Origin of the sequence: Cohnella sp. 56 (assembly GCF_037963805.1) — a bacterium.
Taxonomy (GTDB): Bacteria; Bacillota; Bacilli; order Paenibacillales; family Paenibacillaceae; genus Cohnella.
This window is the reverse complement of the sequence record NZ_JAZDQE010000017.1, coordinates 110,833-124,065: the sequence shown is the minus strand read 5'-3', so window position 1 is coordinate 124,065 and position 13,233 is coordinate 110,833. Positions and strand designations below refer to the sequence as shown.

The following is a 13,233-nucleotide window of genomic DNA, read 5'->3' as shown; positions in this document are numbered from 1 at the left end:
GGATTACGTCAAAGCTTCAATTGATCTTAGTGCCGACAGCGATCCATTGAATCCGTCCGCTCGGCGCTGGCGCAAACCGTGTCCGGCAAAGGTCGAGCTTCGCCGCGGCTGCGGATTTCTCCTTCAGCGAGCAGACACAGGCCGGGTGATCCGACATGGCGACGAGGACGTAAGAATCGTCCGCATACGGCGAATCAAATTCGACGGTCACCTCGATGCGTTCCTCGATGCCCTCGAACGTATAGTCCGCACTGCCGAACGACAGTCCGACGCCCGGCACGGTCGCCGCGACAGCAAGCACCGGAAGGGCTGAGCTCTCCTGCCTGCGTTCCGTATCCTCCAGCTGCTGCTTCGTCGCATGAATCACGCCTGCCAGATCTCCAAGCAGTCCGCCTACCTCCGGCGCCAGCTTGTCGAAAGTAACGGCTCCGGCCGCGAGATGCCCCGTATCCACGCATTCGGACGACAGCTTGGTGCCGCCCACCGCCCCGTCGGCCAGCTGATCGGAGCCGACCGCGCCAGGCGCCAGCTTCCCGGAGGTCACGCTCCACTCTCCCAGCGCTTCCCGTTCGATGCTGCCCTCTCCGAGGTGGAACGCCAGTATTGCCCCCTCGCGAATATGCGTCGAATCCACGCTGCCTTCGGCCAGCTTGCCGCCATCGACGGACCGCTCTTCGATATGAACGGAGCCGACGCTTGAAGGCGCCAGTTTATTGAAGGTAACCGCACTATCTTCAAGCTGATTGGTACCGACTGCGAAAAACGCGAGCGCCTGCGCATCCACGCTGCCAGCCGCCAGTTTGTCGGCAGTAATGGCGCCATCCTGGAGCTGCTCTGCACCTACGGCTCCGGCCAGCAGGCGGCCCTGACCGATCGGTGCATCTGCGGCTTCGATAGCGGAGAGCAGGGACGAATCGAGTTGCCCCGACCCAACGCTGCCCGCTGCCAACTTGTTGGCCGTCACAGCACCCTCGGCCAGCGCGTCGGAGGTCACACTGCCCAATGCCAATTTGTCGCCGGTCACAGCACCATCCTGGAGCTGCTCTGCACCTACGGCTCCGGCCAGCAGGCGGTCCTGACCGATCGGTGCATCTGCGGCTTCGATAGCGGAGAGCAGGGACGAATCGAGTTGCCCCGATCCAACGCTGCCCGCTGCCAATTTCTCGGCTGTCACAGCACCCTCGGCCAGCGCATCGGAGGTCACACTACCCAATGCCAATTTGTCGCCGGTCACCGCACCGTCCTGGAGCTGCTCTGTACCTACGGCTCCTGCGAACAGGCGGTCCTGACCGATCGGTGCATCTGCAGCTTCGATAGCGGAGAGCAGGGACGAATCGAGTTGCCCCGATCCCACGCTGCCCGCTGCCAATTTCTCGGCTGTCACCGCACCATCCTGGAGCTGCTCTACACCTACGGCTCCGGCCAGCAGGCGGTCCTGACCGATCGGTGCATCTGCGGCTTCGATAGCGGAGAGCAGGGACGAATCGAGTTGCCCCGATCCCACGCTGCCCGCTGCCAACTTGTCGGCCGTCACAGCACCCTCGGCCAGCGCATCGGAGGTCACGCTGTCCCGCGCGAGCTTGTCGCCGGTCACCGCACCGTCCTGAAGCTGCTCTGCACCTACAACGCCAGCCAGCAGACGCTCCTGACCGATCGGTGCGCCGGCTTCCGCGATGGCGAACAGCAGGTTCGGGTCGATCTGTCCCGGCCCGATGCTGCCCGGCGCCAGCTTGTCGGCTGTCACAGCGCCCTCGGCCAGCGCCTCGGAGGTCACACTGCCCAATGCCAATTTGTCGCCGGTCACCGTACCGTCCTGGAGCTGCTCTGCACCTACGGCTCCGGCGAGCAGGCGGTCCTGACCGATCGGTGCACCGGCGGCTTCGATAGCGGAGAACAGGGACGGATCGAGTTGCCCCTCCCCAACGCTGCCCGCTGCCAGCTTGCCGCTAGTCACGGTACCCTCAGCCAGCGCCTCGGAGGTCACGCTGCCCAACGCCAATTTGTCGCCGGTCACCGCACCGTCCTGAAGCTGCTCTGCACCTACGGCTCCGGCCAGCAGGCGGTCCTGACCGATCGGTGCACCGGCGGCTTCGATAGCGGAGAACAGGGACGGATCGAGTTGCCCCGACCCAACGCTGCCCGCTGCCAGCTTGCCGCTAGTCACGGTACCCTCGGCCAGCGCGTCGGAGGTCACACTGCCCAACGCCAATTTGTCGCTGGTCACAGCACCATCCTGGAGCTGCTCTGTACCTACGGCTCCTGCGAGCAGGCGGTCCTGACCGATCGGTGCGCCGGCTTCCGCGATGGCGAACAGCAGGTTCGGGTCGATCTGTCCCGGCCCGATGCTGCCCGGCGCCAGCTTGGCGGCTGTCACAGCGCCCTCGGCCAGCGCCTCGGAGGTGATGCTGCCCGGCGCGAGCTTGCCGGCAGTCACCGCACCCTCGGCCAGCGCCTCGGAGGTCACGCCGCCCGGCGCGAGCTTGTCGGCAGTCACAACACCTTTTTGCAGTTGCGCTTCGCCTACGGCGCCGGCAAGCAACCGATCCTCGCCGATCGACTCTCCCGATGCGGCAATTACGGAGAGCAGGATCGGGTCCAACTGTTCCTGACCCACGATTCCCCGTCCCAGATGGCTGCGCTCTATGGCCCTGGCGGCGATCCGCGACGAGGTGACCGCCCACTCGGCGAGCTTCTCCTCGCTCACCGCACCGTCCGCCAGCTTGGCTTCGCTCACCGCACCATCTGCCAGCTTCATCTCGTTCACTACACCGTCTGCGAGCTTCTCTTCGTTCACCGCACCGTCCGCCAGCTTCACCCTGCTCACCGCGCCGTCTGCGAGCTTGACCTCGCTCACCGCGCCGTTCGCGAGCTTCGCTTCGATCACCGCGCCATCCGCGAGCTTCGCTTTGCTCACCGCACCGTTAGCGAGCTTTGCCTGGCTTACTGCCTCGTCCGCCAGCTTCGGCTCACTTACCGCACCGTCAGCCAGCTTCGATTCGCATACCGCACTGTCCGCCAGCTTCGCGGCGCTCACCGCGCCGTCCGCCAGCTTTGCTTCGTTCACCGCGGCATTTCTCAGATGGTACGATGTAACCGCACCCTCCTCGATCCGTTCCGCGTCGACTCTGCCCTCCGCCAGCGCGGCGATCTGCAGCATGTCGGACGCGAGATGGCGCAGCGACACGGCGCCGCGGCCGAGATGAATCCCCTTCACGGCATCTGGCTGCAGGTGGGCTTCGCCAACACTGAATGCATCGAGCTGTCCGCTGCCGATAGCCCGCTCCGTCAGCGCGGCACGCGTTACGCTGCCCTCTGCCAACTTATCCGAGGTGACCGCACCCTTTTTAAGCGCCTCGAAGCCTACACTGTCTGCGGACAGGTGCGTGTCGGACACTGCTCCCGCCGCCAGTTTGCCACCCGTAACGCTGCCTTCCGCCAATTTTTCCGACGTGACGGCTCCGGCCGCCAGCGCCTCCTGGCCCACACTTTCTGATGTCAAATGATAGCTGGTCACAGCTTCGCCTGCGAGAGCGGCTCCGGTGACGGCACCGTAGCGCAGATGTTGGCTATCTACCGAATCCGGTGCCAACTTGCCGTAGCTGACGCTCTCCTCCGCTAGATGCCCCTCGCCGACCGCACCGTACTGAATCGATTCTGCAGAGACGCTGCCCGCAGACAGATGCCACTCCCGAATGGCATCTTCGGCCAGCTCGCCCGAGCCGATCGCCCCCTTCGCGACAGCCGACTGGCCGACGGCGCTATCCGCCAGCTTGGAAGCCGTCACGCTGCCCTCTCCCAGCTTAGCGGCAGTGACGGCCAGATCCGATAGCTTCTCGGTGGTGACGGATTCGGGCGCCAGCTTCAGCGAAGTGACGATATGGTCGTTCAGATGATAGGCGGACACCGAACGGATCGCGAGCTGCTGCCCGCCTACGGCTGCATCGGCGAGCTGGTCTCCGGTCACGGCTCCGACTTGGATCGCGGACGTACCTACGGCGCCGGCCGACAGCTGAGCGGGGCCGACACTGCCGGCCGCGAGCGATTCCGGGCCGATGGCGCCTGCGGCGATGTGCCGGGTCAGCACGCTGTCAGCCGCGAGCTGGGCGGAGCCAATCGCACCGTCCGCGATATGCCCGGAGCCGACTTCGCCTTCGGCCAGCTGGCTCGCACCTACGGAACCTGCCGACAGATGGGACGATTGTATGGCGCCTGCGGCGATTTTGTCGCCCGCGACCGCTCCGTCCGCGAGCTGCTCGGCGCCGACAGTGCCGGGAGCCAGCCTGTCTCCGCTTAGCGAGCCGGGCGCGATATGCTTGCTCTGCAGGACGCCCGAGGCGACATGATCCGCCAGGATCAGCCCGGCTTGCAGATGCTCGGAGCCGATCGCGCCTTGCGCAATTTTCGAAGCGTCCACGACGCCGTCCCGCAGCTTGGAGCCGATCACCGCTCCGTCTGCCAGCTTCGCCGTGTCTACGCTCTCGTGCGCCAGATTCTCGGTATGAATTGCCCCTCGCTTAATTTTGTTCGAAGTGATGGATTGCTCCTGCAGCAGCTCGGACGTAATAATCGACAATGACAGATGCTTGGCTTCGATCGACCGTTCGGCGAGCTTGTCGCCGCTGATAACCCGGTCTGCCAGCTTCTCGGAAGTAATGCTGCCGTCCTTCAGCTTGTCGCCCGTGACGGATTTGTCTCGCAGCTTTTGGCCGGACACGGCATTTTTGGCCAGGTGCTCCCCCGTGATGACCTCATGAGCGATCTTCTGCCCGTTCACCGAGCGGTCCGCCAGCTTGATCTGCGATACGGCGTAGTCCGCGATCGCGGCTGTCGTCACCGCTTCGCTATCAATATGGAACGCCCGTATCGAATGGGGAGCCAACTTCGTCTCCACAATCGATGCGTCCGCCAGATCGTCCGTGAATACGAGCGGTTTGGTCTTGCCGGGCGAGCGCTGCTCCAGCAACTTGCTGTAGCGGACGTCACGGCTGTCGGGTTGCTCCGTCACAACTTCGGCTGTCGATTGGAAAATGTCTGCTTGCACCGTTTCTGCCGAAGCCCCGGCCTGGCTCGCAATTGACTTCGCATATTCGTTTTGATCAAGCTCATTCTCTGTGGCCAAGTCGAGAATCTGGTCGAATCCGCCGGCATTAGAGGCCCCAGCGTCAGCCTGCGCCGAACGCTGACGCTGGCCAGCATCAATTTTTGCGCCTTCTGTTCTGGTTCTTATTTTTTTATTGCGTCTGACCGCGTCTCCCGCTTCCTGCTTCGGAGCTCCCGGGGCCCACATCCCTGTAGTGCCGCCGAAGGGCGTGCCGGACTGTGGTTCGATCGCCGTTTCCGATTCAGCGGCTGCCGGCGAAGCGCCATGCAGACCAACCTTTTCTTGCTCGTCTGTGCGCAGCTCCTCCACCCATTGCAGCTCTTGCGTATTGGGGTTATCTACAAAGTAAAGCGGCTTGCGCGTCTGCCGCTTTCTTTTTCCCGTTTTCGACGTCTTCATGTAAGGCTCCTTCCGTAAATGAGATCTGCCTCATCTTATGCAGACTTACGGGCGGGTGTCACGAAGACGGCCGACTTGCAAAAATCCGGTTTACATTTTCAAACAACGGGCGTATATTAGAACCTAAGATAAGTTTTGCCCCAGTGCAACTTTATGTCCCATATGCCAAAAAAATTGCCTTATGCAGGTTATATTTATTTTATAAGAGGTGAGCAAGATGAAAGAAGAAGCGGTTCTCGAATCTCGGCAAGGGGGAGGATGGCGTAACAAAGAAGGCATGCCCTCGTTGCCTGAAGCCCATCGCAGCCTCAAGGTCCCCGGTAAAGGCTCGATTATACGGAAGTTTCTGGCATTTGCGGGCCCCGGCTATCTCGTAGCGGTCGGTTATATGGATCCCGGCAACTGGGCGACAGATCTGGCCGGCGGCTCCCAGTTCGGATATGCGCTGCTCTCCGTCATCCTCCTGTCCAATCTGATGGCGATGGTGCTGCAGGCGTTGTCCGGCAAACTCGGCATCGTCACTGGCAGAGATCTGGCGCAGGCCTGCCGCGATCATTACAGCAAACCCGTGGCTGTCGGATTGTGGGCGCTCTGCGAGCTCGCGATCGCAGCCTGCGACTTGGCTGAGGTCATCGGTGCGGCGATCGCACTGAATCTGTTATTCGACATTCCCTTGCTGTACGGCGTAATTTTGACCGCATTCGATGTGCTTATTATTTTGTTTCTTCAGAACAAAGGTTTCCGGTATATCGAGGCCTTCGTCATCGCGCTCATCGTGCTCATCGGCTTGTGCTTCGGCATCGAGCTCTTCCTGTCGCAGCCATCCGTCGCCGGCATAGCCAAAGGCTTCATACCCAGCACGGAGATCGTCACCAATCCGGCCATGCTCTACATCGGTATCGGTATCCTGGGCGCGACGGTCATGCCGCACAACCTGTATCTGCACTCCTCGATCGTTCAGACGCGCGATTACGAGCGGACGCCCTCGGGCAAGCGTCAGGCGATCAAGTACTCCACCTGGGACTCTTCGATTGCTCTCTTCTTCGCGCTGTTCATCAATGCCGCTATTCTGATTATTGCAGCTGCGGCTTTTCATACGAGCGGACACTCGGAGGTCGCCGATATCGACGAAGCCTATCATTTACTCGCACCGCTGCTCGGCACGGCGGCCGCCTCGGTCCTGTTCGGCGTCGCGCTGCTTGCGTCGGGCCAGAACTCCACGCTGACCGGTACGCTGGCCGGGCAGATCGTCATGGAGGGCTTCCTGAACTTCCGGATGAAGCCCTGGCTCAGGCGGCTCATCACCCGGCTCATCGCGATCGTGCCCGCGGTTATCGTGACTGCGCTATATGGTGAAAAGGGAACGATGGACCTGCTCATTCTGAGCCAAGTCATCCTCTCCCTGCAGCTGTCGTTCGCCGTAGTCCCGCTCGTCAAGTTCACATCCGACCGCACCAAAATGGGAGAATTTGCGAACCGCACATGGCTCAAATGGTTGTCCTGGGGTATTGCTGTCGTCATTATTTTGCTCAACACCTACCTGCTGTACACCACCTTTTTCGGTTGAAATGCTCAAAGTAAAAAACCGCGCGGTCCGCGCGGTTTTTTACTTTGAGAAGATCGGTTCCTCCCCCATATCTCTACGTGCCTCGGCCAGCCATCGGTCTGCCGTATGATGCCAGGTGAATTCCCCCAGCACCCGCTGACGACCCATCGCGCCCATCCGCCGGCGAAGCGCTTCGTCGTCAAGCAGCAGAGAGATGCGGTCGGCGATCTCGGCTGCAGGGTGACGAGGATTTACGAGATAGCCTGTGACCCCGTCTTCCACGATCTCCGCAATGCCGCCGACGCGGCAGGCGACGACTGGCAAGCCCGACGCCATCGCCTCTACGTTGACGAGCCCGAACGCTTCGCGTCGGACCGACGGAACGACGCCCACGTCGGCCATACCAAACCAAGCCGGCATATCTTCATGGGACACATAAGGCTCGAAGTGAACATAACGGCGCCACGGGCGCGCCATCGCACGCAGTTTTCTATAGTATGCCGAGGTCCGATTGGATCCGTAAAAGGGGGAGCCTACAATCACGAGCAGCAGATTCGGGTAACGCCGGACCAGCCGCGGCAGCGCTTCAAGCAGGTGATGGATGCCCTTCAGAGGGATAAGTCGGCCTGCAAACAGCAGGATTTTTCTCCCCTCCCATCCGTGGACGCGCCGCAATGCTGACGGCTCCTCGCTTTTCGCGAACCGGTACGGGTCTACCCCCGGATAGACGACACCCAGTTTTGGCGAGACCACAGGCACTCTTTTCTCCACGTCCGCCTTGAGGAACAGGCTGTTCACGAGGATTCGGTCGGCTGCCCCGAGACAGGTTCGCAGCTTGCCAGGGGATATCGCGCTCCGGGAGACGAATGTATTGGAATGCAAGTGCAGCCAGACGCGGGCGTTGGGAAACTTCCGCTTCAGCAACGGGACCAGCAACGGCCGGTTTTCCACTTCGATCAGATCCGGTCTATATCGCCGCAATCCTTCGATCACTTGCGATATATAGGTTCGCTTGCCCGATACACGCACTCTCTCGCATCTCGCGCCGTGCAGCAGCCCCCGCTTGGGAAGTCCTCTCGCTGTTCGCCCGTAAATGCGAACCTCCAGACGATCGGCCAGCAGCGGCACAAATTTCTCCACAACGCGCTCTACGGAACCGCCTCGGGGAGCTGGCACCGGATATGCGCCCGGCGTTACGAACGCGGCTCTCAAAGAATCACGCCCCTCGTCCAGTACTTCACACAGCATACACGCGACGGAGTCAGACGGGCACGGCGAGTACCCGCAGCCCGCGGGATTGACCCGCCGTGTGAATATGCGTAACCTGCAAGTTGAAGTTTTGGCAGCGATATGTCACACTAGGGGACGACTGCGTACTTACTTGATTGCATGTTAATGCTATTACTTATGAGGCAAAGGAGTGGCCAGACGATGAACCGATGGCTGCTGCGCGCCATGACGGAGCTGTCTTCGCGCAAATTCATTTCACGCATAACGGGTAGCTTCGCCAAGTCGCCGCTCAGCAGGCGCCTGATCCCCCGATTCGCGGCACTATACCGGATTCCGGTCGAAGAGGCGGAGAAGCCGCTCTCAGATTACGCTACGCTGAACGAGTTTTTCACTCGCCGCCTAGCCCCGGGCAGGCGTATCGTAGACAGCACGCCGGACGCGCTGGTCAGTCCCGTCGACGCGCGTGTCGCTGCCTGCGGGCCGATCGAGAACGGTCTGTTGCTGCAGGTCAAGGGCCAGGACTATTCGCTGGACGAGCTGCTGAACGGTTCTCCACGAACGGGACAGTACCGGAGCGGCTACTATTGGGTGCTGTACCTTAGTCCGACGGATTATCACCGGATCCATGCGCCATGCGGAGGCGAGATAGTCGAGACCGAGCATATTCCCGGCCGCGTCTACCCTGTGAACGAACGGGGACTTACCTTGATGCGCCGAGTTCTCTCCCGCAACGAGCGGCTTATCACATACTTGCGTCATGGGGGAGGCGAGGTTGCGGTCGTCAAAGTGGGCGCGCTCAACGTCAGCAGCATCAAATATGCAGAACCGCTCCCGCGTGTGCTGGAACGAGGCCAGGAACTCGCCTACTTCGAATTTGGCTCCACGGTCGTGCTGCTGACGGAGGACGACACCTGCCTGCCGCTCACGACACTTCAAGCGGGGGATCAGGTCCGCATGGGACAACTGCTCGGCACGCTGGTCGCAGACCATACTAACACTCGATAATAGCGCTCCGGAGGCTCCCCGGTATGCTGGCCATAGCTGGCAACCGAGGAGTCTTTTTGGGTATGCCCGGGTGAACCGTCGGAACAAACACATGGCCTTTTATCCTATTTAAACGGTATCCCCTTCGAACAGGTTTGAGCAAACATCTTCTCAGCGCGCAAGAACGCTAACAACGGCAGACCCTCAAGACGCGCTCATCCTGCGAGACCACTTCTTCCCGGCAGTTTGAACGGTCCATCGGATAGGACGGACGCTGCGCTGCTTTCTCACAAGTTCACGCTGCGTAATCGTACGAGTACAGCCGCACTGCGCGAGCAGCGTCTCAAAGCCATGTGCGCCCACATTCACGCGATAGCAATATTCGTCCAAATACGCTTGAAGATGCTTAGGCCCAATCCCGCCGAACGTCCGTGCCAGCCATCCGATCGCTCCACGCCAGATCGCGCCAAGCGGCGTCACCCCGTTCTGGTCCGAGATTCCTATAATGTCGATGCGCCGCTTGCCGGTTCGGTCTGCGGCAACGTGCCGCCAGAGGAAACGCCCAAACGACTCCACGCCAAACAATCGACGATCGAACTCAGCAACAGACAACCTCTTGATCTTAACCTCCGCAATCTCACCGTTCTCAGGATCGACAGCAGCTCCGGCTACGGCCGGCTGGTCGCGTTCTAACGGATCAGAAGGTCTGTTCACCACCGGTCTAGCGTAAAAGTCGCCGTATAGCTGCAGATCCCCCTCCAACGGCCTGCCTTCGTCGCGGACCTGAATCGCATGGCGAAGCTTATGGTTAATCAACCATGCCGTCTTATATGTAACTTGAATAACCTCCGCCAGCAGCTTGGCCGATATGCCCGTCTGCATCAGGAACAACGCCTGGAACCACTTTAAAAGGGGCGTGCGCGTCCCTTCCAAAATCGTACCGGCAGTAAGAGAGGTTTGATGAGCGCATGAGCGGCACTCAAACAATCTGCGATTACGAGAAGCAATGCAATAAAATGCAACGCCTCCGCATCGAGGGCAACAAAAACCGTGGGGCCACTTCGCATGAAAAAAAGCGCGCTCGCAATCTTCCTCGCTGCACACGGGCAGGCCTCGGAACAGATCTTGCTTACTCATGTCACTTCAACACCTCCACAAATAAGAACTTATGTTCTCATTATACCTTTTCGTTCCATCGTTAACAACAATTTTTTTGGACTCCGACCTCCTGTTTGAATGGGATAACATTATAAGATGGAGATGAGCAAAATCCCTGTTTAAAGGGGATACCGTTATAATGTGCAAAGGAGCGCACCCGCCTGCTCGAAGGGGATAGCGTTATAATGTGCAAAGGAGCGCACCCACCTGTTCGAAGGGGATACCGTTGTAATGGGGCAAACAAGCACACCCGCCTGCTCGAAGGGGATACCGTTGAAATGGGGCAAACAAGCACACCCACCTGCTCGAAGGGGATACCGTTGTAATGGGGCAAACAAGCACACCGCCTGTTCGAAGGGGATACCGTTGTAACGTTTAAAATCCCTTGACGATATGAAGTGTCCACCACACACACAGGAAAACGAAGCAACAAACGAAAAAAGGAGCCCTATCGGATCTCCGACGGGCTCTTGCCTGTGTACTGCTTGAACTGGCGGCTGAAAAAGAAGATATCTCTGTAGCCGAGCGCGTCTGCCACTTCGGTCACGTTCATGCCCGCGTGCAGCAACAGATGCTGCGCCCGTTCGATTCGTGTGCGGATCATGTAGGTTTGTACCGAAGCGCCGATCAGCTCCTTGAACTTGACGGAGAAATATCTCGGAGACAGCCCCGCCCGCGCGGCCAGGTCGTCTACCCGGTGGGCCTCGCCCGGATGCTGCTGAATGTAGTTGGCTACCTCATGGATACTCTCGGTTAGCTGGTTGCTCGCTTTGCGCGGTGCGGGCTCCTCGAGATCGTGCCGAAGCAGATGAATAATCAGCTGTTTGAGCACGAGTCGCGCTTCCTCTTCGGCGGCGAATGTTTGCACGAGGAAGAGACGGACATAACGCGCCAGCAAATGTTCAAATTCGAACGTGTCCTCCAAAACCCGATAAGGCTGCGGGATCAGCTTCACCGGCACGTTGACATCGAAATGGATATAAGTGAGGACGAGCGGCTTTTGCGGATTATGCGTCGCACTCGTATGGTCGCCCGGCCTGAAAAGGAAGCAGCTGCCCTTCTCCACGGAATAGGGCTTGTCATTGAGAATAACCTCCCCTTCGCCGCTCCACACGTAAAACAAATCGTAATTTGCGAGCGGCTTCTCTCTCTTTTGCCACTTCCATCCCGGCTCGCATACGATTTTGGCCAAATAAAGCTTGAGCTCATATGCTTCCGGCGATGCGTCAAGCATGTTCCGTCCCTCCCTTGGCCAATGTGCTTGCGGTGACAAGTTCCATCTGCTCGGCCATATTGCGGATCACCCTGGCGCCTCGTGCGATCTCTTCCTCGTCCAGGTGAGCGAAGCCGAACAGCGCAGTCCGCTCATCCGGCCTCGGCGACGCCGCATAGACGGCACCGTCTCCCCAGCTCACGCCCGACTCCCGGCAAGCGGCCATGAACCGGTCGTACTCCAGGGGCGATCCGGACCATTGGGCGAACAGCAGGAGTCCGGCGTCTGCGGGGTGCACCGTGAACAGATGGTTGAGCTGTCTGAATTCAAAGCGCAGCCGCTCCTGCAACCGATGGAAAATACGCCGGGATCTGCGCAGATGGCGATCGTATTCTCCTTCGTTCATCCAGTACGCCAGCGCGCGCTGCTCCGTGAGTCCAGCAGGATGCGGATCGTAAAGCTGCTTGGCCTGCAGGAAGGACGATCTGAGCGCCGGCGGCAGCACCGCATAGCCGATCCGAACCTCCTGACGCATCGTACGAGAGAACGAGCCGATGTATATGACTCGCTTCTGGTTATCCAGCGACTTGAGCGGCTCGATCGGCCTCCCTCCCCAGCGAAACTCGCTGTCATAATCGTCCTCTACAATCCATGCGCCGCGGCGCGCAGCCCACTCAAGCAGCGTCAGCCGGCGCTCGTACGTGAGCACAGCGCCCGTAGGGAATTGACGGGTCGGGGTCACGAACAGCAGGCGTGCCCGCCAATCCTCCGGAATAATCCCCTGCCGATCCACCGGCGCCGGGATCAGTGCGGCCCCGCTCGCCCGAACGGCGTGCTGCGTCCCGGAGTAGCCGGGATCCTCCACGACGGCAGCTTGCCCCGGCTCCAGCAGCAACTGCGCCAGCAAGGCGATCGCCTGCATTGAACCTCCCGTCACGACGATGTCTTCCGCATTGCAGACGATGCCGCGCTCACGGCGCAATCTGCCGGCGATCGCCCGCCTAAGCTCCGGACTGCCTGCGGATATGTCCCGCTCCTCTGCCTGAACGGGTCCGCGGCGGCGCCATTCGGCAGTCACCGCGGACTTCCAGGACTTCCAGGGGAACCATTGCTCTCCCATGCCGCGGGGCTTAAACGATATGCACTCGTCTGCCAAAACTGCGGGTTCGCTCTCTTCGGAAAAGCTCTTAAAGGGCTGCCCGGCCTCTGCCGCATCCCACTGCAAACGTCTGCCCCAGGCCGACAGCGACAGCACGGGTGCAGAACTCTCCGTCTGCCTTGTCTGCTTCGACGGCTTCACACCTGTGCGGGTGTCCGAGCGCACATCATCGCCCGCTACGTACGTACCTTGTCCGACCGCGGAACGAACGTACCCTTCCGCCGCCAGCATATCGTAGGCGATGCTGACGCTGCCTCGGGACAGGCCGTACAGAACGGCCAGTTCCCTGGTCGAGGGCAGCTTCATCCCGAGCGGCAGCGCGCCGCTCACGATACAATCGCGAATCGCCTGATACAACGCGAGATGCTTGCTCCCGCATGCGGCCAGCCGCATGTCGTAGGGCACCTGGAAGCTCATGGAACAGCCGTCCTTTCTCCCGCAAT

The 13,233-nt window shown here is 60.4% G+C and carries 7 protein-coding genes; 2 read left to right on the top strand and 5 right to left on the bottom strand.

Translation table 11 applies throughout. The features are described from left to right. Positions 1-16: 16 nt before the first annotated feature. Complete coding sequence (locus tag VQ071_RS24285; RefSeq protein WP_340516834.1) at positions 17-5,500, bottom strand: WIAG-tail domain; 5,484 nt, start codon at positions 5,498-5,500, stop codon at positions 17-19. A 217-nt stretch (positions 5,501-5,717) separates the two neighbouring features. On the opposite strand from VQ071_RS24285, the gene VQ071_RS24280 reads away from it, so the two are divergent. Then, entirely contained in the window at positions 5,718-7,067 is a 1,350-nt protein-coding gene (locus VQ071_RS24280; RefSeq protein WP_340516833.1) for an Nramp family divalent metal transporter, read from the top strand. A 39-nt stretch (positions 7,068-7,106) separates the two neighbouring features. On the opposite strand, the gene VQ071_RS24275 is transcribed toward VQ071_RS24280, so the two are convergent. Beyond that, complete coding sequence (locus VQ071_RS24275) at positions 7,107-8,294, bottom strand: glycosyltransferase family 4 protein (protein ID WP_340516832.1); 1,188 nt, start codon at positions 8,292-8,294, stop codon at positions 7,107-7,109. Positions 8,295-8,477: 183 nt separating this feature from the next. Between VQ071_RS24275 and asd the strand changes: the two genes are divergently transcribed. After that, complete coding sequence (asd, locus tag VQ071_RS24270) at positions 8,478-9,281, top strand: archaetidylserine decarboxylase (protein WP_340516831.1); 804 nt, start codon at positions 8,478-8,480, stop codon at positions 9,279-9,281. A 183-nt stretch (positions 9,282-9,464) separates the two neighbouring features. Here the strand turns inward: asd and VQ071_RS24265 are convergent, their stop codons facing one another. The 3 genes from VQ071_RS24265 to pdxR form a co-directional block, all read right to left on the bottom strand. Then, the gene (locus VQ071_RS24265) at positions 9,465-10,397 is read right to left on the bottom strand and encodes an IS1595 family transposase (RefSeq protein ID WP_340516830.1); all 933 of its coding nucleotides are present in this window, start codon (positions 10,395-10,397) and stop codon (positions 9,465-9,467) included. Between the two features lie 469 nt (positions 10,398-10,866). Further along, entirely contained in the window at positions 10,867-11,652 is a 786-nt protein-coding gene (locus VQ071_RS24260; RefSeq protein WP_340516829.1) for an AraC family transcriptional regulator, read from the bottom strand. Continuing rightward, positions 11,645-13,207: a MocR-like pyridoxine biosynthesis transcription factor PdxR gene (pdxR, locus tag VQ071_RS24255; RefSeq protein WP_340516828.1), complete on the bottom strand. Its 1,563-nt coding sequence runs from the start codon at positions 13,205-13,207 to the stop codon at positions 11,645-11,647. The genes VQ071_RS24260 and pdxR overlap by 8 nt, the downstream gene beginning before the upstream one ends. Positions 13,208-13,233: the final 26 nt, after the last annotated feature.

Bases quoted from the DNA above. Each gene is read 5' to 3' on its own strand.
- VQ071_RS24285 (WP_340516834.1), bottom strand. From the start codon at position 5,500: ATGAAGACGTCGAAAACGGGAAAAAGAAAGCGGCAGACGCGCAAGCCG.
- VQ071_RS24280 (WP_340516833.1), top strand. From the start codon at position 5,718: ATGAAAGAAGAAGCGGTTCTCGAATCTCGGCAAGGGGGAGGATGGCGT.
- VQ071_RS24275 (WP_340516832.1), bottom strand. From the start codon at position 8,294: ATGCTGTGTGAAGTACTGGACGAGGGGCGTGATTCTTTGAGAGCCGCG.
- asd (WP_340516831.1), top strand. From the start codon at position 8,478: ATGAACCGATGGCTGCTGCGCGCCATGACGGAGCTGTCTTCGCGCAAA.
- VQ071_RS24265 (WP_340516830.1), bottom strand. From the start codon at position 10,397: ATGAGTAAGCAAGATCTGTTCCGAGGCCTGCCCGTGTGCAGCGAGGAA.
- VQ071_RS24260 (WP_340516829.1), bottom strand. From the start codon at position 11,652: ATGCTTGACGCATCGCCGGAAGCATATGAGCTCAAGCTTTATTTGGCC.
- pdxR (WP_340516828.1), bottom strand. From the start codon at position 13,207: ATGAGCTTCCAGGTGCCCTACGACATGCGGCTGGCCGCATGCGGGAGC.